Source organism: Sphingomonas oligophenolica, assembly GCF_039522915.1.
Lineage (GTDB): Bacteria > Pseudomonadota > Alphaproteobacteria > Sphingomonadales > Sphingomonadaceae > Sphingomonas > Sphingomonas oligophenolica.
This window is the reverse complement of sequence record NZ_BAAAEH010000020.1, coordinates 1-23,193: the sequence shown is the minus strand read 5'-3', so window position 1 is coordinate 23,193 and position 23,193 is coordinate 1. Positions and strand designations below refer to the sequence as shown.

At 65.0% G+C, this 23,193-nt stretch carries 19 protein-coding genes; 9 read left to right on the top strand and 10 right to left on the bottom strand.

Annotated features, from left to right (window positions below):
* Window positions 1-14: 14 nt before the first annotated feature.
* The 9 genes from ABD050_RS10560 to ABD050_RS10520 form a co-directional block, all read right to left on the bottom strand.
* Window positions 15-476 (bottom strand): MarR family winged helix-turn-helix transcriptional regulator, encoded by a 462-nt coding sequence (locus tag ABD050_RS10560; RefSeq protein WP_343889280.1) that lies wholly within the window; start codon window positions 474-476, stop codon window positions 15-17.
* 59 nt (window positions 477-535) lie between these two features.
* Window positions 536-1,207, bottom strand: a complete 672-nt coding sequence (locus tag ABD050_RS10555; protein WP_343889279.1) for a cytochrome b/b6 domain-containing protein — start codon at window positions 1,205-1,207, stop codon at window positions 536-538.
* Window positions 1,208-1,210: 3 nt separating this feature from the next.
* Window positions 1,211-1,546 carry a high-potential iron-sulfur protein gene (locus ABD050_RS10550; protein WP_343889278.1) on the bottom strand — a complete coding sequence of 112 codons (336 nt, stop codon included), beginning with the start codon at window positions 1,544-1,546 and terminating at the stop codon, window positions 1,211-1,213.
* Window positions 1,539-2,021 (bottom strand): VOC family protein, encoded by a 483-nt coding sequence (locus tag ABD050_RS10545; protein ID WP_343889277.1) that lies wholly within the window; start codon window positions 2,019-2,021, stop codon window positions 1,539-1,541. The genes ABD050_RS10550 and ABD050_RS10545 overlap by 8 nt, the downstream gene beginning before the upstream one ends.
* On the bottom strand, window positions 2,018-3,352 hold the full coding sequence (locus tag ABD050_RS10540; protein ID WP_343889276.1) for a DUF1552 domain-containing protein: 1,335 nt from the start codon (window positions 3,350-3,352) through the stop codon (window positions 2,018-2,020). Before ABD050_RS10540 ends, ABD050_RS10545 begins: the two co-directional genes overlap by 4 nt.
* Entirely contained in the window at window positions 3,349-5,052 is a 1,704-nt protein-coding gene (locus ABD050_RS10535) for a DUF1592 domain-containing protein (RefSeq protein ID WP_343889275.1), read from the bottom strand. Before ABD050_RS10535 ends, ABD050_RS10540 begins: the two co-directional genes overlap by 4 nt.
* 1 nt (window position 5,053) lies before the next feature.
* Window positions 5,054-6,274, bottom strand: a complete 1,221-nt coding sequence (locus ABD050_RS10530) for an RNA-binding protein (RefSeq protein WP_343889274.1) — start codon at window positions 6,272-6,274, stop codon at window positions 5,054-5,056.
* A 105-nt stretch (window positions 6,275-6,379) separates the two neighbouring features.
* A complete protein-coding gene (locus ABD050_RS10525; RefSeq protein ID WP_343889273.1) occupies window positions 6,380-7,111 on the bottom strand; it encodes a COG4315 family predicted lipoprotein in 732 nt (243 codons plus the stop codon).
* Window positions 7,112-7,149: 38 nt separating this feature from the next.
* Window positions 7,150-7,602 (bottom strand): c-type cytochrome, encoded by a 453-nt coding sequence (locus ABD050_RS10520; RefSeq protein WP_343889272.1) that lies wholly within the window; start codon window positions 7,600-7,602, stop codon window positions 7,150-7,152.
* A gap of 221 nt (window positions 7,603-7,823) precedes the next feature.
* Here ABD050_RS10520 and ABD050_RS10515 point away from each other — a divergent pair, with 221 nt between their 5' ends.
* The 6 genes from ABD050_RS10515 (at window position 7,824) to ABD050_RS10490 (ending at window position 16,838) form a co-directional block, all read left to right on the top strand.
* Window positions 7,824-8,315 carry a nuclear transport factor 2 family protein gene (locus tag ABD050_RS10515; RefSeq protein ID WP_343889271.1) on the top strand — a complete coding sequence of 164 codons (492 nt, stop codon included), beginning with the start codon at window positions 7,824-7,826 and terminating at the stop codon, window positions 8,313-8,315.
* A 228-nt stretch (window positions 8,316-8,543) separates the two neighbouring features.
* Window positions 8,544-10,373, top strand: coding sequence for a flavin-containing monooxygenase (locus ABD050_RS10510; RefSeq protein WP_343889270.1), 1,830 nt, complete (start codon window positions 8,544-8,546; stop codon window positions 10,371-10,373).
* A gap of 115 nt (window positions 10,374-10,488) precedes the next feature.
* On the top strand, window positions 10,489-11,862 hold the full coding sequence (locus tag ABD050_RS10505) for an aromatic ring-hydroxylating oxygenase subunit alpha (RefSeq protein WP_343889269.1): 1,374 nt from the start codon (window positions 10,489-10,491) through the stop codon (window positions 11,860-11,862).
* Window positions 11,859-13,658, top strand: a complete 1,800-nt coding sequence (locus ABD050_RS10500) for a thiamine pyrophosphate-binding protein (protein ID WP_343889268.1) — start codon at window positions 11,859-11,861, stop codon at window positions 13,656-13,658. Before ABD050_RS10505 ends, ABD050_RS10500 begins: the two co-directional genes overlap by 4 nt.
* A 53-nt stretch (window positions 13,659-13,711) precedes the next feature.
* Window positions 13,712-15,133, top strand: coding sequence for an aldehyde dehydrogenase family protein (locus ABD050_RS10495; RefSeq protein WP_343889267.1), 1,422 nt, complete (start codon window positions 13,712-13,714; stop codon window positions 15,131-15,133).
* Between the two features lie 106 nt (window positions 15,134-15,239).
* Window positions 15,240-16,838 carry a gluconolaconase gene (locus tag ABD050_RS10490; protein ID WP_343889266.1) on the top strand — a complete coding sequence of 533 codons (1,599 nt, stop codon included), beginning with the start codon at window positions 15,240-15,242 and terminating at the stop codon, window positions 16,836-16,838.
* A 1,053-nt stretch (window positions 16,839-17,891) separates the two neighbouring features.
* On the opposite strand, the gene ABD050_RS10485 is transcribed toward ABD050_RS10490, so the two are convergent.
* Complete coding sequence (locus tag ABD050_RS10485; RefSeq protein ID WP_343889265.1) at window positions 17,892-18,662, bottom strand: IclR family transcriptional regulator; 771 nt, start codon at window positions 18,660-18,662, stop codon at window positions 17,892-17,894.
* Between the two features lie 131 nt (window positions 18,663-18,793).
* Between ABD050_RS10485 and ABD050_RS10480 the strand changes: the two genes are divergently transcribed.
* From ABD050_RS10480 to ABD050_RS10470, 3 genes are all read left to right on the top strand, one after another.
* Window positions 18,794-20,377 (top strand): acetate--CoA ligase, encoded by a 1,584-nt coding sequence (locus ABD050_RS10480; protein WP_343889264.1) that lies wholly within the window; start codon window positions 18,794-18,796, stop codon window positions 20,375-20,377.
* A gap of 18 nt (window positions 20,378-20,395) precedes the next feature.
* A complete protein-coding gene (locus tag ABD050_RS10475; protein WP_343889263.1) occupies window positions 20,396-21,547 on the top strand; it encodes an FAS1-like dehydratase domain-containing protein in 1,152 nt (383 codons plus the stop codon).
* A 189-nt stretch (window positions 21,548-21,736) separates the two neighbouring features.
* Window positions 21,737-22,951, top strand: coding sequence for a CaiB/BaiF CoA transferase family protein (locus ABD050_RS10470; protein WP_343889262.1), 1,215 nt, complete (start codon window positions 21,737-21,739; stop codon window positions 22,949-22,951).
* The last annotated feature ends 242 nt before the right edge of the window (window positions 22,952-23,193 follow it).

Sequence of the window (23,193 nt, the reverse complement as noted above, 5' to 3'; positions counted from 1 at the left end):
GGGCGCGGGTGCGCCTAAGGGCCTTCAGACGGCCCGTTCGCGCGCCAGTCGTGCAGGATCCGTGCGCATAGCAGCAGTTCCTCGCGCGAATAATCCTTGAGCCGATCGAGCACGAGCGCGGCAAGCTGCGCCTTGGCGCGGCGACGGGCATCCTTGCCGGTGGGTGTCAATGCCAGCGCGGTTCGCCGGCGATCCTGCGGATTCTTGACTGAGGTGATCAGGCCGGCTTCCGTCAGCCGCGCCAGTTCGGCCGAGATCAGGCTACGGCCGATCCTGAAGACATTGGTGATGTCCAGCGGGTAGATATGGCCATTGTCGATCAGCCCCAGGATCCATGCGCCGCGCGGGCCGAGCGAGAATTCTTCAGTGATGTTGCGGGTCGCTTCCTGCATCGGCCTTGAGGCGAAGGACATGCCCTCGCACAGGAAGCCGATCTCGTCCCAGCTCAGGGCCGGTTCTTTGGGTTTCGCGCTCATCGGTGGCGTGAAGTCTACTGCGCACCGGGCGCTGTCAAGCAATTGGACCCGCAATAGCTTCAGAGTCGCGCGCCGCCCGCGATCCACCAGGCTGCGGCCGCGGCGACCAGGATCGCGACGGCCAGCCTCCACACGGCAACACGGGCGACCGCGCGGGGCTCCCCGTCAGGGATCGGCTGGGTTCCGACAATCATGGCCCAGACAAGATTTCGGCGCCGGACCAGCAGGTAGAACAGGATCGCCAGCATATGCAGCACGACGAGACCCTGCAGGACGGTAAAGCTGATATGATGGATTGCCGCCGCCAGGCGGCCCTGATCGAAATCGACGAGATAGGAAAGCGGCCCGGATTCGATCCCGTCGACATCGACTGCGAGCAGCCCCGACAGGGTCTGCGTCGCCAGCACGAGCAACAACGCGACGACGCTCCAGCCGCCGAGCGGATTATGCCCGATCAGTGCGGGGCGGCGCGCGCGTTCGCCGGACCGCAGATAGGACCATATAGCCCGCGGGCCCTTCACGAACTGGGCGAACCGAGCGGTCCCGGTGCCGAACACACCCCAGAGGATCCGGAAGATCAGCAGGCCGCAGACAGCGAGGCCGGAAAGCTGGTGCCAGTCCATATGGTCGGTTTCGGCGCTCCACCAGGAAAAGCCGAGCAGGGCCACGAGCAGCCAGTGGAATGCCCGGGTCGGGACATCCCACACATATTGTCGCAAAACCGTCGCCACGCCTCAGGCCCTGGCCGCGAAGGAATCGCACAGGCTGGTCGCGGCAACCGAGCCGCCGCTGAGCAACTGGCATTTGCCGCAACCGGCCGCGGCGCCGGTGAAGAAGGTGCAGAGGCTGCAATGCTTCTTCGGGTCGGGCGAATGGAGCCTGAAGCCGATCGAGCGCCGCATGCCCTTCTGACTCGCGGGGAGCGTATCGAGATCGACGCAGATCGCCGGCGCCTCCTCGGCATGGGCAACCGCGGCCAGACCGACGACGAGCAAGGGCGCGCCGGCGGCCAAGGCAATCAGCCCGCGCCGCGACAACGCGACGTCAAAAGGCGAAACGGGCTCATCCATGCGGCGTGCTCCCCACGAGCTCGTAGCTGTAGCCATCCGGATCCTTGATCATGAGGACGGAAGGGGCCCCCTTGTTCCAATGCACATCCCCCACCGGATAGCCGGCGGCCTTCATCCGGTTCGCGACCCCGGCCAGATCCGGCACGCGCATCACGATCTTCTGAACGCCATTGCCGAGCTCGATCGGTGGTGATGTGCCCGGCGTCGCGTCGTGCATCAGGATGAGGGCGAGCTTTCCCGCCTTGCCGTCTGCGCACAGCATGACCTCGGTCAGCGGGCCATGACGCAGGGTTGTGGCCGGCACCAGGCCAAGTGCGATGCCGTAAAAGACAATCGACCGGTCGATATCGGCGACCCGCAGCCCGGGCGCCATCAGGCTGGCCTGTACCGGGGTGGCGGACGCAGCGCTCTGCGCCTGTGCGGGACACGGCGTCGCGGCAAAAAGGAGCGCCGCGGCCCAGATCGGGCGGATCATACCAGTATTTCCGAGATCGACTTGTTCGTCTCCATGCTGGCGGCACCCCATTTGTCGACCGATACGCCCATCACCTGCTGCAGCGTGAGGCCGACGCGCGACACCGGCGTGCCCTCGCCGGCGATATGCAGGCCGGTCTTGATTCGCCCGCCGGCGCTGCCCGCGGTCATCATGGGGATGTTGTCGATGGTATGGAATTTGGCGAATTCGGTCTCGCTGTGCGCGAACACCAGGCTGTTGTCGAGCAAGGTGCCGTCGCCCTCCCTGATCGAGTCCATGGCGCCGACGAAATAGGCCCAGGCCTCCATGATCTTGTCGACGAAGAAGGTCACGTGCGGCTGATAGCCCAGCCGGTTGTCGAGCGGTTCCTCATGGGTCAACTGGTGATGGGTGATCGTGCTCCCGATCCGGGTCAGCGACGAGGCGCCATTGTTGAAGTTCATGTTGAACACGCGGGTATTGTCGCATGCCATCGCCATGACGAGCATGTCGGTCATCAGTTGATGGTTGGTGACGACATTCTCGATCTCGGCATTGATTTCGCGCTCGGGGGGGCGGCGCGGAATCACGCATCCCTGCATCGGCTCGGGCTTGGTCAGCTCGACATCGAGCTGCTTCTCGAGCTGGCGGAGAGACGTGAAATACTGGTCGAGGTGCTGCTTGTCCGAGGCGCCGAGCCGGGCCTCGAACGCCTTGCGCTGGTCAGTGATGCCGGAGAGCACGCTGCGCCGCGCCATCACCTGCGGATCGGGAACAAAGGTCGCGCTGTTGGGATCGCGGAAGCCGGGGCCGAACAGGCGCGTGTATAGAGCGGCGGGCGACGTCTCGGAAGGATTGAGATTGCCGTTGCCCCGGCCGCTCAGCGAGTTGCGCGGATCGCCCGTCGACGAAATTTCAAGCGAGCGGAAGCGGGTCTTGGTGCCGATCTGGTCGCCGATCAGAACGTCGAACGACGGCCCTGGCAGATTGCCTTCGCCCATCGCTGCCATGCCGGTGCGGATGCCGACACCGCCACTGGTATGCGGCAGGTTCGGTTTGCCATCGAGCGGGATGTTGAAGTCACTGAAGACATTGATTCGCTTCTGGAAGGCCTTGATCGGCGCGAGCTCCGGCTTGAGATCGTAATCGGCGCCGACCTTGTCGGGGAAAAACTGGTTGGGATTGACCCCGAGGCCCCAGAACCAGGTGCCGAAGCGGATCGGCAAGGGCGCGCCGGTGGCTGCCATCGCCTGGCCGTTCACATCGAGGAAAATGTCGAGCAGCGGCAAGCCGACGGCGATCGCGGCGCCTTGCATCACGCCCTTGAGCGCGGTTCTGCGAGTCAGGGTCATTGGCTTGCTCCTGAAGGGACGCCGCTGGCGGCGACCTGGGGTTTCGGTTCGGGCGCTCGGCGCACCTGGTAGGCGCTGGGCAAGGTGGCGAGGCGCAGCATCAGTGCCGGCAGGCGATAACCGTCAGCGGCGAAGCCCTTTTCCAGGGCAGCCAGCGCATCGCCTTCCTCATCGGTCGAGCGGCCGATCGTATATTCGAGCGCGCGGTTGGCGACGCATTCGGTTGCCGCCGGGTTGTTCGCGATCGCCTTGCCGAGCCCGGACGCGCCATTGAAGGCCGCACCTTCCAGCGTGCCGGAGGCGTCGATCGCAGCGTCGTTTTCCGTCGCGCGAAACGCGCCGATGCCGTCGAAATGCTCGAGCGGAAGGCCGAGCGGATCAGTGATCTTGTGGCAGGAAGAGCAGGCCGGATCGGTCGCATGGGCCGAGAGGCGGGCGCGGGCCGTGCGAAGGAGCTTGTTGGTCGTGTCCTGGACCACCGTGAAGTTGACGTTGCCGGGCGGGTCCGGAACCGGCTCGCACAACAGCCGCTCGCGGATTGCCCGGCCCCGGATCGTGGGCGAGCTGCGCCCGGAATGCGCGTAGAGCGCGAGGAATCCGGCCTGGCCAAGCAGCCCGGCGCGATCGTCATCGGCCGCGAACTCGTGCAGTTCCCAGCCCGACCGCGCCCGCACCGGGACATTATAGACTGGGCCGAGCGCGCGGGTCATGAAGGTACGGCGCGTCGTGAACAGCTCGCGATAATCGCCGTCGCGGGTCACCAGCTGGTCGACGATGGTGCGCAGCAATTGCTCAGGCAGTGCCTTGGCGACTCCCTGGTTGAAGCGCGGATAGACGATCGGGTCCTTGGCGATCTCGTCGAACTTCTCGAACATCAGCATGTCGGCAAAGAAGGCGCGCACGCCCGCTTCGAGGCGCGGCGACTTGACCATCGCCTGCGCGATCGCGGCGAGCTGAGCCGGGTCCTGCAGCCGGCCCTGCCCGGCGGCGGATAGCAGCGCATCGTCTGGCGTGGTGTTCCACAGCAGGAAGCTCAGGCGCGCGGCGCTCGAATAGCCGTCGAGACGCAGGTCGCCGGGCCGCGCCGGATCGGGCTCGGCACTTTCGATCACGTAGAGGAAATTGGGCGAGACAAGCATTGCGGCGAGCGCAAGCTGGAGGCCCGAATAGAAATCCCCGCCGCGCGCCGTGGCTGCCTTCGCCATCTGCACATAGGCCGCCTGCTCGGCCAGGGTCAGCGGACGGCGGAACAGATACCGCCCGATCGGCGCGAGCGTGGCCTGAGCACAGCCATCGTCCGGCTGGCCGGTGCTCTTCGGTGTGCATGGCACGAAGGTCGCGCGGTGTGCATCGTCGAACACGGTCGCGGCGATCCCGCGCGCCATGGCGTCGAACTGCTCGAGCCCCGCAGGCGAGATCGAGGCGCTGCTCGCGCCGGTCGCGATCAGCTGATGGGTGGGCCGAACGATCGGCTCGAACCGTCCTGCCGGGTTGATGTCAGGGCCGAAGATGTCGGCGATGGCATTGCGATATTGCGCTTCGGTCAGGCGCCGCATGCCGACGATCTGCGCGACGGGTTCATCGGGCGCCGCGCGCGTCGCCTTGGTCGAGGCGATGCCGCGCTGGCTGTCAGCGGCGCAGCCGAATGCGATGAGCGGTAGGGCGAGGGCTAGGGCCAGATAGGGGCGAGGCTTGCCCATCTCAGTTTCCCGCCATCGTCGTTGCCGGGCGGTCAGTGACGAACGCCGGCACCGCAGACACGTCGAGCGCCGCGGAGATTGCGGTGCATTGTCCGGTTTTCGGATCGCGCATGCCGTCCGCCATTTTCTCGAGCGTCTTGAGCTCGGCCGAGCAGTCGATTCCCGCGACGGTCGCGGCGCCGATTCCGCCGAGCGTCGTCATTTCGATCACGTTGCGCACCGGCTGATAGCCGCCGAACAGGCCCTTCACTGAACCATCGGGCTGGAAGGCGAGCCTGAAGCGGCCCTGCCTGAACTGCCATTCCAGATTCTCGCCCCTGATCCCGCCATGGCCGACCTTCCTGGTGAGGTGGACATCGTGCGGATCGGTCGTCAGGACGCCGTTGACGATGCGCCCGTGCAGCACGTTGCGCCAGCGCGGGTTGTCGCTGACCGAATAGCTCGCCCCGGTGATGAAGTTGCGCTGCGAATCGAGGATCGGCCGGTCGCCGGTGGTGGCGAACACGATTTCGACATCGTCGTCATTGACCAGGCTGTCCACGCCCCGCAGCAACAGCACCATGCTGTGCTCGCCGGTTGCCAGGAAATTATTGTAGCCCCTGACGACGTCGCCGGCGCTCCCGTCAACGCCGCGGTAGCTGCGGCTGCATCCCAGGGCGCGATAGGCCTGGTTGTCGATGCCGCGCTCACCTGCGGGGCTGACGAAATTGTCGTGGGAACAGCCGCCCGCGCCCGCACCATTTGCCTTGCCGTCGAGATCGAGGCCGGGCGCGACCTTGCCCTGGATTGTCTTCAGCATCGGGTGATCGAAGAGCTCGGGGTTGGCGCAGACATTGGTGTTGTCGGGGCCGACCGCATAGGCCTTCCAGCGCCTGGTCAGCTCGGGCTCGTTGGGCTTCAGGAGCAGCCGGGCGCGTTCGAGCGCGGGCAGCGACTGAAGGTAATTCTCCTGCACCGTGTTCGCGAGCCCGTCAGGGCAATCGTCCTTGCCCTGATAGATGGCAGGCGCAAAGGCCGTGAGGACATAGCCCATCTCGCCATTGGCCGGCGGAGCGGGCAGGGCGCTTGCGATCGGTGTCGATGCCCGTTTCGGGTCGGCCGCAGGGGCCGATCCGCCGGCAATGGCAAGCGCACCGACCAGGGCGGCCAGCTTGAGCGGACGCTCCGCCCTGGCCGTCAAGCCGCGTGTCGCTGTGTCCCCGGGAACGCCCTTGCCTCGCATAACCTCGCCTCATTAATTCTGATTATGAACTATCTTCTCACCTTGTCGGGCGAAGATCAAGTTCAAAATATGAACTAATTCTGCGATCGTGAAATGCTGCTGCGCCTAGGGCTGAAGGATGATGCCTTGCGACGGCGCATGACCGGGAATGTTTTCCTGGCTGACATAAACGGGCTTGCCGCGATAAACCCATCGCGCCTGATCGCCGTCCCGCCGGACGGTCCAGTCGCCCATGTCGCGCGCCGCCATGCCCGCAGGGAAGGGTGACCATGTCGCACAAGCCGCGTCGCAAGCCCCCGCGGAGACGAACAGCGCATGCCCGCCTGTATCGCTCAGGATATAATGGGCATCGACATAGCGCGCCGTCACGCCGGCGGGTGCGGCAAGCCGGGGCGCGGGCGGAATATGGGCGATGATCGACCACATGTCTTCATAGCCGTCGCCCGCCATGTCGCCGGGCGCCAGGTCGGCGTTATAGGTGAAGACGAGGTCGTTGCTGTATGACCATTGCGGGCCTTGCGTGGCGCGTTCGACTTTCCAGCGCCCCACCGGCTTCGCGTCCGCCGGTGCCGCCAGCGGCGTCCAGATTTTGGCGCAGGGGCCGATACAATAGCCGAGCGTGGTGCCGGCGCGCGCGCGTACCGTGCGTGAGCTCAGTGCATAGAGCGTCTTGCCTTTGGCATCTGCATAATAGGGGCCGGCCTTGCCGGTCCTGACTGAAACCGTCGCTGGGTAGGCGCTCGCTTCAGTCATACTGTCCTGAGCGGCCTGCATGGTGGATTGGGCGATCAGCGGCGCCGGTGCCAGCAGTGCGATCGCCAATGACAATGTCTTCATCACGCCACTCCTCGTCGGTTGCCGGTGACTCCCGATCTTCAATGCTTGTCGTCGACGCGGTAGATTCGGTGACAGGCGGCGCAGGCCTCGCCGAGCTGCTTTGCCTGGACGCGCATGGCTGCTGCATTGCCGGTCGCCGTGACCCTCATGAAGGCGGCGGCCTGCGCCGCGAAGGCGTCCTGCGCTGCCTTGAACTGGGCAGGTTGCGTCCAGATTGCGGCCTTCGCCTTGGTGTTGACGCGTGCCTGCGGGCCGCTCCCGGCCGGGAACCAGCCATATTGGTATCTGGCCGCGTCGCGGATCTGGCGCGCGGAAATCTGGAGGATCATGGTCTGGGGGGTGTTCGATTTGAGCTCGTCATTGACGTTCTTGAACGCCGCGCCGAGCTGGCGAAGCCCCGCGACGCGCGTGTCCACAGCGTCCTGCGCCGCTGCGAGCAGCGGTGTGGCGATGAGCGTTGCCAGCGCGCCTGCGATCATGATTCTGCGCATCCCTGGCATCTCCGTCTCCTGAAGCCGTCTTCATTTTCAAACCGCTGCAAACGGCCGCAGCGCGAATATAGTTCAAAAGATGAACCAGTCAACCGCGGGTCATTGCGCGCCGCTCCCGCGATATTTGCCTCGCGCCGCGCCGCGCCATCCCCGCCACGCGCGCGAGACGCTAGAGCCGCTTGTCCGGCCGATCATGGGAGAGCCGAAATGGAGAGTGGTCGATGACCGATGTCGTAAATGCTGACTGCGGGATCCGGCAATTGCACGGGCGCTTCATGGATGCGGTCTGGCGCCAGGATCCGGCCAGTTTTGCTGATTGCTTCGCGACGGTCGGCGTATGGAAAATCGCTGGCAGGCACATGCAGGGCCGTGAGGAGATTGCTCAGGCCTGTGTGACCATGCTGGGGCGCTGCGAGCGCATCCAGCTCATCACCTTGCCCGCGATGATCGATCTGGTTGAGGGCGGCGCCATCGGGCGGCTGCACATGATCGAGTTCGCCAAGATGAACGACGGCAGTTCGGCGATGACGATCGGCATTTATCACGATCGCTATGTTGAGCAGGATGGCCTGTGGCGCTACGCGTGGCGACACTGGAGCATGCAGTATCGCGGCCCGGCCGATCTGTCGGCAGCCTTTGTCGACAGCCCGGACTATGGCGCGTTTCCGGGTGCGCCGGGTCCGGACGAACCAACCTATGTCAGGCCGGCCTGAGCCGCGTCGCGGCTTCCCTCGACATATCGCCGGAGCGAAATCGCTGCGGGAGGCCGTTCTGCTGATGGCGCGCGCGCGAAAATGGCGGAGAAGCGTGTACTTCGAGGGGAGCGGGGGGCGTGGCAGGCGAGGCTGGCGGTGACCCGAGGCGCTCCTCGGCGACATTGCAAATGAACATCATTGTTGATTATTAGTGTGACGGTTAAAAACAGAATTCAGGAGTAGGCTATGGGCTGCGAGCCAACGCGGACGGTTGCGGCCGACGACATCGATATCCCGGCGCTGCGCGAGAAATATCGTCATGAGCGCGACAGGCGCCTGCAGCCCGCAGGCCAAACCCAATATGTCCGCCCGACCGGCGGCGCGGTCGAGAATTTCGCTGCCGACCCCCACAAGCCGATCGAGCCACGCGAGCCGATTTCGGAAGAGATCGACGTCGCCATCCTCGGCGCCGGCTGGGGCGGCATCATGGCCGCCTATCAGTTGACCAAGGCCGGGGTGACCAACTTCCGCAACATCGACAGCGCCGGCGATTTCGGCGGCGTCTGGTACTGGAACCGCTATCCCGGCATCCAGTGCGACAATGACGCCTATTGCTATCTGCCGTTGCTCGAGGAGACCGGGTTCCTGCCTTCCAAGAAATTCTCCGACGGCAGTGAAATCTATCAGTATTGCAAGCAGATCGCCGGCCAGTTCGGCTTCGCCGACAAGGCGCTGTTCCACACTCTCGCCAATGAGCTGCGCTGGGATGACGAGATCAAGCGCTGGCGGGTCGCCACCAATCGCGGCGACGAGATCCGCGCGCGTTTCGTCATCATCGCCGCCGGCGTGCTCAACATGCCCAAGCTGCCGGCGATCGCCGGGCTCGACACGTTCAAGGGCAAGATCTTCCACACGTCGCGCTGGGATTACGACTATACCGGCGGCAGCTACGAGAACCCGGTGCTCGACAAGCTCGCCGACAAGCGCGTTGCGATCGTCGGGACGGGTGCGACCGCGATCCAGGCAGTCCCGCATCTCGCGAAATACGCGAAGCACCTGTACGTGGTCCAGCGCACGCCTTCGAGCGTCGATGAGCGGCCCAATCCGCCGACCGACCCCGAATGGGCAGCGTCGCTCAAGCCCGGATGGCAGGCCGAGCGCCAGGCCAATTTCCACCGCGCCGCGATGGAAGCCCTTGGCCCCGGCGATCCCGACCTGATCTGCGACATCTGGACCGAGGTTGCCCGCAACCTGGCGGCAGAACTCGAAGCCGAAGGCTGGCCTGTGCTCACGCCCGAGGAGTTCATGGCGCGGCGCGAGAGCATGGATTACCGGGTCATGGACCGGCTGCGCCGCCGCGTCGAAGCCTTGGTCGACGATCCGAAGACCGCCGAGGCGCTCAAGCCCTATTACCGCTTCCTCTGCAAGCGCCCGCTTTCGAGCGACGATTTCTACCCGACCTTCAACCGGCCCAATGTCGATCTGATCGACGTATCGGAAACCAAGGGGCTTCAGAGCCTCACCGAAAAGGGCTTCATTGCCAACGGCAAGGAATATGAGGTCGACTGCGTCATCTTCGCCAGCGGATTCGAGGTGACCAGCGATCTCGAACGGCGCTGGGGCATGGACGTCGTCGAAGGCCGTGACGGCACGTCGATCTACGACAATTGGCGCGAGGGGCCCAGGACCCTGCACGGCACCATGACTCATGGTTTCCCGAACCAGTTCTACATGGGCTATATCCAGGGTGGCCTCAACGCCACGGTGACCCGGCAATTGGGCGGCCAGGGCGAGCATATCGCCCATATCATCGCCGAGACGCTGCGGCGCGGCGCTGCCTCGGTCGAGCCGAGCGCCGAGGCGCAGGCCGACTATGTCCGCACCTTCGAAGCGATCGAGATCGACCTCTCGCAATTCCAGCGCGAGTGCCCGCCGAGCTACTTCAACAATGAAGGCGAGGGGAATCCCAAATGGGCGCTGTTCCGCGGCTACGGCCATGGCTGGACGGCGTTCGAGGCCCTGCTCAGCGAATGGCGCGCCGAAGGCGACATGAAGGGGCTGATTGTCTCGTCATGATCGCCGGGGCGTTTGGGTGGGGCCGGGGCGCTGAGATAGGGTCGTCCTGCGCGCGATCCGGCTCGGCGCAGGCGCGCCTGCGTGTCGGGTTCGGCCTGGAATGCTGGAGGACGTCATGAACAAGCCGTCGGGAATCGCCGTTGAGGACCTGGCGAAGCCGCTTACCTACCCGGTCGAAGCGTTCCTTTCGCGCGACTATGCCGAGGCCGAGAAGGAGAAGCTCTGGCCGAGGGTCTGGCAGCTCGTCGAGCGCGTCGAGGATTTCAGGGAAGTCGGCGACTTCGTCACCTACAATATCGCCGACGATTCGATCATCGTCCTCAAGACGGGCGACGGGACGTTCAACGCCTTCCACAATGTCTGCCCGCATCGCGGCCGCCAGCTGATCAACGTGCCTGACGGGGTCCACAGCGTGCGCGGCAACCGCCGCACTTTCATTTGCGGCTTCCACGGCTGGACCTTCGATACCGAGGGCAACAACACCTATATCCTCGACAAGGAGGATTGGCAGGGCGCGCTGACGCCCGAGCTGACCTGCCTCAGCAAGATCAGGGTAGAGAGCTGGGGCGGCTGGGTATGGATCAACATGGATGCCTCCGCCGAGCCGCTGCCCGAGTATCTCGGCCGCGCGGGCGAAGTCCTGTCGCATTTCGAGCTCGACCGCATGTCGTACAAGTGGCGGCAATGGGCAATCTATCCGTGCAACTGGAAGACCGCGATCGAGGCGTTCATGGAGCCCTACCATGTCGCCGGGACGCACACCCAGCTGCTCGATTACGGTGATTATTACGCTTACAGCGCCGCGCACGATCGCCACAGCGTCAGCGGGTTCGACCAGAAGGGTCTTGCCGCCAAGATGGCGCAGGGGGGATCGGTGTCCCGGGCGGGCAAGGGTGAGGACGCCCGCATCTCGACCTATGAACTGGCACGCGAGAATTTCGAGACGCTGAACTTCACCGGTTCGACCGATACGCTGGTCAATGCCGCCAAACGCCTGGTCGACGAACTGCCCGAGGGCACGCCGGCCAGCGAGGTGATTGCGCACTGGATGAAGTCAGCCAAGGCCGATGACGCCGCGCGCGGCGTCGCCTGGCCGGAAATTCCGCCCGAGATCATGGCCGAGGCGGGGCTGGCGTGGAGCCTCTTCCCCAATCTCACCATCCTGCAGGGGGTGACCTTCGCGCTCTGCTACAGGACGCGGCCCTATGGCAACGATCCCGACAAGTGCATTTTCGAGGCCTATGCGCTGGAGCGCTATCCGGAGGGCGATGCGCCCGAGACGGCATGGATCGAGGCTGCGCCGACGGCCGAGCAATGGGGGGCCATCCTCGCGCAGGATTTCGCGAACATGGAGTGGGTGCAGAGGGGCATGAAGTCGCGCGGCTTCCGCGGCCCGCTCCCCAATCCGCACCAGGAACGCAAGATCACCAATTTCCACCGCAATCTGGCCCAGTTCATGGGCACGGGCGAACCGAGGTTACTGAAATGAGCTATGACGATCCGAAGCCCGCAACGGCAACCTCAGACCTCAAGCTGAAGGCGGGCGGCACGCCGGTCTACAAGCGCATCCTCGACCTGTTCGAGGCTGAGGGGATCAAGACCCTTTTCGGCATTCCCGATCCGAACTTCGTCCATCTCTGCCTCGAGGCCGAGGCGCGCGGCTGGACCGTCGTCTCGCCGCACCATGAAGCCGCCGCCGGTTTCATGGCCGAGGCAGCGTCGCGCATCACCGGCAAGCCTGCCCTCTGCTTCGGCACGCTCGGGCCCGGCCTGGCGAACATGATGCCCGCCATCCAGTGCTGCAAGGTCGAGAATTCGCCGGTCATCTTCCTCGGCGGCCAGCGCGCCCGCGTCACCGAGCGCCGCGTGCGGCGGGGGCGGATCCAGTTCGTCCGCCAGGAGCCGATGATCGAGGACTCCGTCAAATATTCGGGCGCGATCGAATATGCCGACCAGACCGACGAAGTGATCCGCGAGGCGATCCGGGTCGCGATGTCGGGCACGCCCGGGCCGACCTATGTCGAATATCCGAGCCATATCATCCTCGAGGAACTCGACGTCCCGCCGGTGCTGCCGCCGCACCGCTATCGCCTCACCAATCAGGGCGCCGATGGCGACCGGATCGCCGAGGCGGCCAAGCTGATCCTCGAAGCGAAGAACCCGATCCTGCTGGTCGGCCATGCGGTGCACACCACCAAATCGGGTGCTGCCGTCCGCGAACTGGCCGAGCTGATGAACTGCCCGGTCATCCAGACATCGGGCGGCACCTCCTATATCGAGGGCATCGAGGACCGCACCTTCCAGTACGTCTTCTCCGACGCGTCGATCGAGGCGGTCGAGGCATCGGACTGCGTCGTCGCGTTGGCCACCGAACTGGGCGAGCCGGTCCATTTCGGCCGCTGGCGGCATTGGCATGCCGGCGAGGCGACCCGCAAATGGATCTATGTCCAGCAGGACCCGACCGCGATCGGCGTCAACCGCCCGATCGACGTGCCGCTGGTCGGCGACGTCCGCGCGGTCGTGCCGCAGCTCAGCCGCGCGCTCGGCAAGGGGCGACCCGCGGGCCCTGATCTCGCCAAGTTCATGAAGGACGGCCAGGCCGAGCTCGACCAGCTCGCCGTGGAGACATTGAGCAAGAGCGACGGCACCGGCGACGTGCCGATCCACACCTCGCGCTTCATCGTCGAGGCGACCAGGGCCTTCCCCAAGGACGGGATCATGATCCGCGACGGCGGCGCCTCGGTGATCTTCGGCTGGACCTATAACCAGTGCAAGCCGAACGACGTGATCTGGAACCAGAATTACGGGCATATCGGCACCGGCCTGCCTTATGCCACCGGCGCGATGCTCGCCGACCAGGCCGAGACGGGCAAGTCACGCCCGGGCATGCTGGTGACGTCGGATTCGTCCTTCCTGTTCCACATCGCCGAGCTCGAGGTCGCGGTGCGCCGCAACCTGCCCCTGGTCTGTGTGGTGGCGGTCGATTTCCAATGGGGGCTCGAAGTCGGCGTCTACAAACGCACCTTCGGCCCCGGCACCGCCGAGACCGGCACGCACTGGAGCAACAAGGTGCGCTTCGACAAGATCGCCGAAGGCCTTGGCGCCAATGGCGATTATGTGACGCGGGCTGACGAGATCGGCCCTGCGATCGAGCGCGCCTATGCGCGCATCGCCGAAGGCGGCGGCCCGACGGTCATCCATGTGCCGATCGACCCCAAGGCGAATTCGGAAGAGATGCCGAAATACGACAAGTTCCGCACCTGGTACGCCGAAGGCACGCAGTAACTGACGAAAGCCCCTCCCCTTCAGGGGAGGGGCTAAAAAAGACGGAGAGACTCATGCGCGACTATCTGAAATTCTACATTGACGGCGCGTGGGTCGACCCGATCGAAGCGAAGACCGCGGATGTCATCAACCCTGCGACCGAGGCGGTTGCCGGCCGGATTTCGCTCGGCTCGGCTGCCGATGTCGACAAGGCAGTCGCCGCAGCGCGTATGGCTTTCGCGAGCTGGTCCCAGACCACGCGCGAGCAGCGGCTCGACCTGCTCGGCGCCATCCAGGCCGAATATGCGAAGCGCCAGACCGAACTCGGCGACGCGATCATCGAGGAGATGGGCGCGCCGTCGTCGCTCGCGCACGGCTTCCATGTCGGCCTCGGCGCCGGCCATCTCCAGACTGCGATCGAAGTGCTGCGCGACTTCAAGTTCGACGAACCGCACGGCGCGACGGTGATCGCCAGGGAGCCGATCGGCGTCTGCGCCCTGATCACGCCGTGGAACTGGCCGATGAACCAGACCTGCGTGAAGATCTTCCCGGCGCTCGCCACCGGCTGCACCATGATCCTGAAGCCGCCCCAGCTCGCGCCCTTCTCGGCGCAGATCCTGGCCGAGATCCTCCACGCGGCCGGGGTCCCGGCGGGCGTGTTCAACATGATCCAGGGCAGCGGGAGCGTCATCGGCACCGCGCTCTCGACCCATGAGGATGTCGACATGGTCTCCTTCACCGGCTCGGAGCCGGTCGGCGTCCAGATCCAGAAGGATGCGGCGGCGACGGTCAAGCGCGTCGCGCTCGAGCTCGGCGGCAAGAGCCCGTTCATCGTGCTCGACGACGATGCGCTCGCGGCCAATGTCGCCGGCGCGACGGCGGGCATGATGGGCAATTCGGGCCAGACCTGCAGCGCCGGCTCGCGCCTGCTCGTCCCCGCCGCGCGGATGGAGGAAGCCATCGCCGCCGCGCGCACCGCGGCCGACGGCGTGACGGTGGGCGATCCCAGGGGCAATGTCGCGATGGGCCCGGTCGTCTCGAGGGCGCAGTATGATGTCATCCAGTCCTATATCCAGAAGGGCCTCGACGAAGGCGCGAAGCTCATTGCCGGCGGCCTCGGCCGCCCGGACGGGCTCGACAAGGGCTGGTTCGTCAGGCCGACCGTGTTTGTCGGTACCAACGACATGGTCATCGCCCGCGAGGAGATTTTCGGGCCGGTGCTGGTGATCATCGGCTATCAGGATGTCGATCACGCCGTCGAGATCGCGAACGACACCAGCTTCGGCCTTGCCGGCTATGCCAACGGCAGCGACCTCGACCAGTGCCGCGCGGTCGCACGGCGGATGCGGACCGGCTGGATCAGCATCAATGGCGGCTTCGATTTCCACGCGCCGTTCGGCGGCTACAAGCGCAGCGGCAATGGCCGGGAATGGGGCGAATATGGTTTCCACGAATATCTCGAGGTGAAGTCGCTGCTTGGGTACGGCGCCGCTTGAGAAGCAAGCCTCACGCCCTTTTGTGCTCCCGCGAAGGCGGGAGCCCAGACTGGGTCCCCGCCTTCGCGGGGACACATCAGGACGCTGGCGACTGAGAGGACCCCTGATGGCAACGCAACCCAGCCGCTACACCGCCCCAATCGCGACGACCCTCGCCGAAGGCTGGACCCTCACCCGCCTCACCCCGCCAAGCCGCCTCTTCGGCGCCAACGGCCTCGCCACCGGCCCCGATGGCCGTATCTACGTCGCCCAGGTCCCGGGCAGCCAGGTCAGCGCGATCGATGTCGATACCGGCATGATCGAGACGATCAGTGCGATGGGCGGCGACATCGTCGCGCCCGACGATCTGGTGTTCGACGACCGGGGCAATCTCTATCTCACCGAGATCACCGAGGGCCGGGTCTGCATGCGCACCCCCGACGGCCAGGTCCGCATGATCCAGGGCGACATGCCGGTCGCCAATCCGATCACCTGGCACCAGGGCAGGCTGATCGCCGGCGAATGCCGGGTCGGCGCGCGGATCATGGAGCTCGATCTCAACGGCGGCGCACCCCGCGTGATCCTCGACAATGTGCCGATGGCCAATGCCTTCCAGGTCGGCCCCGACGGCAAGCTCTATTTCCCGGTGATGGGCACCAACGAGATCTGGCGCGTCGATCTCGCCGGCGGCGCGTCCGAAGTCGTCGCAGGCGATCTCGGCGTGCCCGACTCAGTCAAGTTCGACAGCAAGGGACGGATCGTCACCACCCAGGTCGCGAGCGGCCAGGTGCTTCGGCTCGATCTCGTCAGCGGCAGGCGCGAAATCCTCGCCGACCTCGGCCCCGGCCTCGACAATGTCACCTTCATCGGCGACCGGATTTTCGTCTCGAGCATCCCCGGCGAGATCACCGAGATCCTCAGCCCCGGCAGGATCCGCCCGATCGTCCCGCGCTCGCTTCAATGGCCGCTCGGCCTCGCGGTCGGCGCCAACGGCGCGATCTTCGTCGCTGATGGCGTGTTCGGCTACACCCTCCGCCCCGGCGGCGCGCTCGAGCTTGCGGGCATGATCTTCTATCCCGGCTGCCCCGGCTACATGCGCGGCGTCGCGGCGGGGGCGCAGGCCGGCGAATGGATCATCACCACCGGTCTCGGCGCGGTCGCCCGCTATCGCCCCGCCGCCGGCGAAAGCGACTTCCTCGCTACCGGCTATGACCAGCTCATGGGCGTCGCGGTCGCGCCGGGCGGCGCGGTGGTCTTCGCTGAATATGGCACCGGCCGGGTGCTGTCGGCGGAGAATGGCGACGTCACCGAACTCGCCGCCGGGCTCGACAAGCCGATGGGCGTTGCGATCGGCAGCGACGGGGCGGTTTATGTCGCCGAGGCCGGCGCCGGCCGGATCGTGAAGCTCGCGGGCGGCAAGGCCGAGCCAGTGCTCGAAGGCCTGCGGCGCCCCGAAGGCCTCGCGATCGCCGGCGGGCGCCTCGTGACGGTCGATACCCTCGCCAAGCAACTCGTCGCCTGCAATCTCTCCGGCGGCGGGCGCGAGATGCTCGCCAGCGGCCTGGCGGTCGGCGCGCCGGCTGGCGTCACCGCCAAGTTCCTCGGCCCGATCGGCGATATGGCGGGCCCGATGATCAATTTCAGCGCTGTGACCGCTGGACCTGACGGCACGCTCTACGTGTCGGCAGATGCGGAAGGCAGCGTGCTCTCACTTCGCTCCGAGTAGGTCCTTTTCGCCTGGGATTCGCTTTCTGCTCGCCTGAAGCTTTAATTGCGACCTCGCTCCGATCCGGATAGGCTTGTCTCGTGGTAAGACTGGGATTCGATGTGACGCACGATTGGCTTATCTACGTGTTCGTAATCCCGACCCTGCTGGCCGTTTTCTGGGCGCGCGATTTTTTCTCATTAGAAAGCCCTCGGAAGAAGATCGCGATCGGATTTGCGACTCTTTGTTTGTCACTTATTATCATCGTAACGACGCCGAAATTGCTTCCAAGGTTGTTATCAACCGACACAGGCTTTTCGCTTGAGCAAGCCGCCCTAATGGCCTCGAGTTCCATAGGAGGCGGCGGGGTGGTCTTGTCGATTATACTCATTGTGGGGGGGCTCATTCAGGGGTTCCAGAGATGGGCTTATTATCGGCGCAATCCCCATCTCAGGCAGTTGCGGTCGATGGGTTCACCGCCTGACTCAAATACGTAGCCTTCAACCCGCTTGCGTCCCTCCGCCAACTGCCGCGACAGCATCCGGGCATCCCAAGCAGCGGACGATATCGGTGAAAGCGCATTAATTGCGCGAGGCTGGCGCGCGTCGGCTACCCGCAAAACATCAAGCCCATCGTCACCAGGATTGCCGCCCGCTACCTTTCCGTGAACCAACACCCGCGAGGATTTCTGGGCGAAACCTGGCGGGGACCTGCATCGGTCGGGATGCCGTCGATCCGCCTCGTTGCTCGATTCAACCCGGAGGAAAATCATTGCAGTGTAGCCGGGTTGGCTCCTCACCCCGGGGTCCGGACTCGCTCTTTCTCATGACCGTGCAGGCGAGCATTCGCGCCATGTCGACGCTTTCCCTGTTATCGCGGGCAGCTTCGCTGTTAATCGCAGGATGTTTCCCTGTTATGCCCAACAGTTTCGCTGTTCTGAATAACAGGGAAAAGACTGGTAAGTTATTGATATAGTTATGTAAATACTGGAGAAAGCGCCACGGGAACGCCGAAAATAAAAATCTTTCCCTGTTCTTTCCCTGTTATTAGCCCGGAACAGCGTAAATCCGGCTCTCAGCCCCCGCTCATCTGCGCTGAAACCGTCCGCCCCGCCGCCACCAGCGCGTCGCCCAGCGCCTCCAGGCCGCGCTTCTTGATCGCGCTGCCGATGCCGATCGCAACCAGCGCATGGCTCGGCTTGCCCGGCGCTTTCCACACCGGGGCGGCGAGCACGGCGACGCCGGCGATGTAATTTCCGTCATCGACCGCGAAGCCCTGCGCGCGGGTTTCGGCGACCTGTTCCCGCCACGCCTCGAAGCTCGGCGGTTCGTCCCAGCGCAGCGTCCTGAATCGCCGGGCGAGTTCGGCCTCGGGATAGTCGCCGAACGCAGCGATGCACCGCCCCGTGGCACTGATCAGCGCGGGGAAGCGGCTGCCGACCTGGGTGCTGAGCTGGAAATTGTTGCCCGAACGCGAGACGGCGACCGCGATGATATGGTCGAGCCCGACGATCTGCACGCCGAGCATCGTCACGCCGAAATCCCCGGCGATACGATCGAGCACCGGCTGGATCAGGTCGGGGAACTGGTTCCGCCGCAGCCATTGCCGCGCCAATGTCAGCACGCCGGCATCGAGCGCATAGCGTTTCGTGTCCGGATCGAAGGCAATCAATTCCTCCTCGGCCAACGCGCGGAGCACATAGAGGCAGGTGCTCGGCACCAGGCCCAATTCGCGCGCAATCGCCTGCACGCCGAGGGGGGTGTCGCTCTTGCCGAGGAGGCGCAGGATTGCCGCCGCCCGTGCAATCGCGGGAGCCTTGCTCGGGGAAGCGGGGGATTCCACCATCTCGTCTCCTTGCATCGCCAGGGCGATGCTTCATCGTTCAATATACAGAACAGCATTCGATATATGCAACAGTTTTACAGCATGACATAGAATTTGGCGGGCGAGGGGCTGATCGAAGAGTCGCTCCCGCGATGCGAAAAGACTGGTGCGCGATGAAGCTGACCGATTTCACAGACTATGCCGATGCGATCGCGCACGCGGACACCAACGCGCCCTGGGCGCTGTTCGACGGCGACCGCGACCGGTTCAACATCGCGCATGAATGCATCACCCGCCACGCCGACGGCAGCGGCCGCCCAGCCGTCCGTCTCGCCCATGCGGATGGTCGCGACGAAATCCTCAGCTTCGACCAGATCTCCGCCGGCGCCGCCCAGTTCGCGCACTGGCTCGACGCGAACGGCATCGCCCCCGGCGACCGCATCGCCTTCATGCTCGAGCCGTCCTTGCCCTTCTATGTCTGCCTGTTCGGCGCGATGCAGTCGGGCGCGATCAGCGTGCCGCTCTTCACCTTGTTCGGGCTCGATGGGCTTCGGCTCCGCATCGACGATTGCAAGCCCAAGCTGCTGATCACGAACCGCGAAAAGGCCGAGCTCGCCCGCCAGATCGAAGGCGTCACCGTCATTGTCGCCGATGACGGGCTGCTCGATGAGATCGCCACTTTCCCGGCCAGCTATGCGCCGCAGACCAAGGCGACCGATCTCGCCGTCTTCCAATACACCTCGGGCACCACCCGCGAGCTGCCCGAAGCGGTCAAGCACACCCACCGCGCGCTCGTCACGCTGATGTTCGCCGCGCTCTACGGCACCGGCATTCGCCCCGGCGACGATTTCTTCTGCCCGTCATCGCCTGCCTGGGGCCATGGCCTGTGGCACGGCACGCTGGCGCCGCTCGCGCTCGGCGTCTCGACCGGCACCTTTGTCGGCCGCTTCGACGCGGTCCGTCTCATGAAGGCGCTGCAGGATTACCGCATCACCAACATGTCGGCGGCCGCCACCCACTATCGGATGATGAAGAACAGCGGCCGGGCAGGGGACTTCACCTTCGCGATCCGCAAGCTCTCCTACACCGGCGAGCCGATCGATCCCGCCACGCTCGACTTCATCGAAGAGACCTTCCACGTCCCCGCCTGCAGCATGTACGGCACCACCGAGATCGGCGTCGTGCTGGTCAATTTCCCGGGCGCCGAGGATTTCGCGGTCAAGCCCGGCTCGCTCGGCAAGCCAGTCCCCGGCCAGCGCCTCCAGGTCCAGAATCCCGATGGCTCGCCGACCGAACCCGGCGTCGTCGGGGAGCTGATGCTCTGGCGCCGCGACCGCTGGGAGACGACCAAGGATTTGGCCAGGATCGACGAGGACGGCTATTTCTATCACTGCGGGCGCGCCGACGACGTCATCATCTCGGCCGGCTGGACGATGAGCGCGGTCGAGATCGAAAACACCCTGCTCAAGCACGCCGACGTGCAGGAATGCGCCGTGATCGGCGCGCCCGACGCGACGCGCGGCCTGGTCGTGAAGGCGTTCGTCGTTTCGTCCCGCGCGCCGAGCGATGCCTTCGTCACCGAGCTGCAGAATTTCACGCGCGAGCGGCTCGCCCAGCATGAATTTCCGCGCCTCGTCGAATTCGTCGCCGAGCTTCCCAAAACGCCTGCGGGGAAGGTTCACCGCAAGATCCTGCGCGACCGCGAAGCAGCGGCCGCCCTCGCCCTCACCAACTGAATCCAGGAGAAGATTGATATGGCTACCGTCCTCGAAAAACCCGAACAGCGCTTTCCCAAGATCACCGAGGAAGGCCTCGACGATCTGCGCAAGCGCATCGGCGTCAAGATCGAAAACACGATCGAGCCGTGGAACTACGAAGCCACGCGCGACGCGATCCGTCACTATGCGCACGGCATCGGCGACGATAACCCGCTGTGGACCGATCCGGCTTATGCCGAGAAGACCAAGTACGGCACGCTGGTCGCGCTGCCGAGCTTCCTGTTCACCACCAGCCGGATCATCTCGGGCTATTGCGGCGGCCTGTCAGGCGTTCATGCCATGTGGGCGGGTGCCGACTGGACCTGGCACAAGCCGGTCCTGCGCAACGACACGATCCGCACCGAGGCCTATCTGAAGGATCTGGTCGAGCATCAGACCAAGTTCGCCGGCCGCAGCTTCCAGCAGATCTATCATGTCGATTTCTTCAACCAGGGCGGCGACAAGGTTGCCGAGGCCGACAGCTGGGTGTTCCGCACCGATCGCGACGAAGCGCGCGAGCGCGGCACGAAATACACCGAGGCGCGCGGCCGGGTCGAGCAATATACCGAGGAAGAGCTCGCCGAATTCACCCGCCTCTACCAGGCCGAGGAAATCCGCGGCAGCAATCCGCGCTACTGGGAAGACGTCAATGTCGGCGATCAGCTCCCGCGCATGATGAAGGGCCCGATGACGGTCACCGGCTTCATCTGCTACGCGCAAGGGTGGGGTGGCCTCTATATCCGCGCCAACAAGCTCGCCAACCAGATGCAGCAGGCGCATCCCGGCCTCGGCATCCGCAACCGCTTCAACGTGCCGGATTGCCCCGAGCGGGTTCACTGGGACGAAGCCTTCGCGCTCGAAGTCGGCGCACCGGGCGCCTATGATTATGGGCCCGAGCGTTGCTCATGGCTGACTCACCATGTCACCAACTGGATCGGTGACGACGGTTTCCTGGTGAAGTCGAAGTGCCAGATCCGCCGCCACAATCCGGATGGCGACGCGCTCTATATCGACGGCTCGGTGATCCGGAAGTTCGAAGAGAACGGCAGGAAATTTGTCGAGATCCAGCAGCAGGCGACCACCCATCGCGGCGAGAACTCGGCCTTCGGCACCTCGATCGCCGAACTGCCCAGCCGCGGCGACAGGTAAGCGGTCAGCGTTCCGGCCCGTTTCCTATTGGGGCGGGCCGGTTTAGCTTGAGGCGATGACGCCTTTCCAGCATGTACCCCCCTTGCTTCCCCGGCGAAGGCCGGGGCCCAGTTGGGGGACGTCCGTGATAGGCCGAATCGATCATTTTCACTGTTCCCCGACTGACTCACCGCCGGGCAGTGACCTCGCATGACCGATAACACTCCTCCTACCTGGCCCGGCCCGCTCAAGGGCATTCGCGTGCTCGATTTCACCCGTGTGCTCGCAGGCCCCGCCGCCGCGCAGGCGCTGGCCGATCTCGGCGCCGAGGTGATCAAGATCGAGCCGCCCGGCACCGGCGACGAAACTCGCACCTTCCCGCCGCACCGCGACGGGGAGAGCCATTATTTCCTCAGCGTCAATCGCGGCAAGAAAAGCATCGTCATTGACCTCAAGACCGAGGCGGGGCTGAAGCTGGCGCGCGATCTCGCCGCGAAATGCGATATCCTGGTCGAGAATTACCGGCCCGGCGTGATGGATCGGCTCGGGCTCGGCTATGAAACGCTCTCTGCGATCAACCCGGGCCTGATCTATTGCGCGATCTCGGGCTTCGGCATGACCGGGCCCCTGCGCGACCGGCCGAGCTTCGATATCGTGCTCCAGGCGATGTCGGGCGCGCTCAGCGTCAATGGTGAGCCCGGCGCGCTGCCGACCAAGCTCGGCATTCCGCTCGGCGATCTGATCGGCGGCATCAACGGTCCGATCGCCATCCTGGCCGCGCTTCACGAACGTCACGCCACCGGGCGCGGCCGGTTGATCGACATCAGCCTGATGGACGGGCTGGTCGGCATGCTCGGCTATCTCGCCCAGCTCGCCTTCTTCACCGGCGAGGATCCGACGCCGCAGGGCTCGCAGCATTCCAATCTGGTGCCCTATGGCATCTTCCCGGCCAAGGATGGCTCGATCGTCGTCGCCTGCCTGACCAACGGTTTCTGGGTCCGGATCTGCGAAGCGCTCGGCATGCCCGAGAACATCGCCGACCCCCGCTTTGCGACGATCGAGCAGCGCCGCGACAACCGCGCTGCGGTCAACGATCTGCTGACGGCCTTTACCCGGGAACGCACCGTCGCTGACCTGGTCGCGATCTTCGCCGCTCACCAGGTGCCGCACGCACCGATCCTGGGGGTGAAGGAAGCGCTGGCCCAGCCCCAGGCCGTGGCGCGCGAGATGGTCGTCGAGGTCGATCACAAGACCCTCGGCAAGATCCCCATCGTCAACCGCTCGATCCGCTATGTCGGCGCGCCGCAGCCCGTCCCGGAGGCGCCGCCGGTGCTCGGCGAAGATACCAGCGACATCCTCGCCAACGTCCTCGGCATGACCGCCGACGAGATCGAGGCGCTGCGGGCCGCGAACGTCGTCGCCTGACGGGGACCGATTCAATCTCTCTGAAAAGAGTGCGAGAGAGGGATTATGGACGACCATGAATTCCCGCAAACGCTCGCGGTCCATAGGACCTCACACCCCAGTCGTCTGCCGGACTTGTTCCGGCATCCATGCTTCCGCAAGCGCTTCAGGCGTTGCGTAGGTGGCACCATGGACCCCGGAACAAGTCCCACTGCTGTCCGGGATTTTATCTGTAGGGGTTGGTGCACGGCAGACAAATCCTG

Coding starts and splice junctions, on each gene's coding strand:
- ABD050_RS10560 (WP_343889280.1), bottom strand. CDS start 476: ATGAGCGCGAAACCCAAAGAACCGGCCCTGAGCTGGGACGAGATCGGC.
- ABD050_RS10550 (WP_343889278.1), bottom strand. CDS start 1,546: ATGGATGAGCCCGTTTCGCCTTTTGACGTCGCGTTGTCGCGGCGCGGG.
- ABD050_RS10545 (WP_343889277.1), bottom strand. CDS start 2,021: ATGATCCGCCCGATCTGGGCCGCGGCGCTCCTTTTTGCCGCGACGCCG.
- ABD050_RS10540 (WP_343889276.1), bottom strand. CDS start 3,352: ATGACCCTGACTCGCAGAACCGCGCTCAAGGGCGTGATGCAAGGCGCC.
- ABD050_RS10535 (WP_343889275.1), bottom strand. CDS start 5,052: ATGGGCAAGCCTCGCCCCTATCTGGCCCTAGCCCTCGCCCTACCGCTC.
- ABD050_RS10530 (WP_343889274.1), bottom strand. CDS start 6,274: ATGCGAGGCAAGGGCGTTCCCGGGGACACAGCGACACGCGGCTTGACG.
- ABD050_RS10525 (WP_343889273.1), bottom strand. CDS start 7,111: ATGAAGACATTGTCATTGGCGATCGCACTGCTGGCACCGGCGCCGCTG.
- ABD050_RS10520 (WP_343889272.1), bottom strand. CDS start 7,602: ATGCGCAGAATCATGATCGCAGGCGCGCTGGCAACGCTCATCGCCACA.
- ABD050_RS10515 (WP_343889271.1), top strand. CDS start 7,824: ATGACCGATGTCGTAAATGCTGACTGCGGGATCCGGCAATTGCACGGG.
- ABD050_RS10510 (WP_343889270.1), top strand. CDS start 8,544: ATGGGCTGCGAGCCAACGCGGACGGTTGCGGCCGACGACATCGATATC.
- ABD050_RS10505 (WP_343889269.1), top strand. CDS start 10,489: ATGAACAAGCCGTCGGGAATCGCCGTTGAGGACCTGGCGAAGCCGCTT.
- ABD050_RS10500 (WP_343889268.1), top strand. CDS start 11,859: ATGAGCTATGACGATCCGAAGCCCGCAACGGCAACCTCAGACCTCAAG.
- ABD050_RS10495 (WP_343889267.1), top strand. CDS start 13,712: ATGCGCGACTATCTGAAATTCTACATTGACGGCGCGTGGGTCGACCCG.
- ABD050_RS10490 (WP_343889266.1), top strand. CDS start 15,240: ATGGCAACGCAACCCAGCCGCTACACCGCCCCAATCGCGACGACCCTC.
- ABD050_RS10485 (WP_343889265.1), bottom strand. CDS start 18,662: ATGGTGGAATCCCCCGCTTCCCCGAGCAAGGCTCCCGCGATTGCACGG.
- ABD050_RS10480 (WP_343889264.1), top strand. CDS start 18,794: ATGCGAAAAGACTGGTGCGCGATGAAGCTGACCGATTTCACAGACTAT.
- ABD050_RS10475 (WP_343889263.1), top strand. CDS start 20,396: ATGGCTACCGTCCTCGAAAAACCCGAACAGCGCTTTCCCAAGATCACC.
- ABD050_RS10470 (WP_343889262.1), top strand. CDS start 21,737: ATGACCGATAACACTCCTCCTACCTGGCCCGGCCCGCTCAAGGGCATT.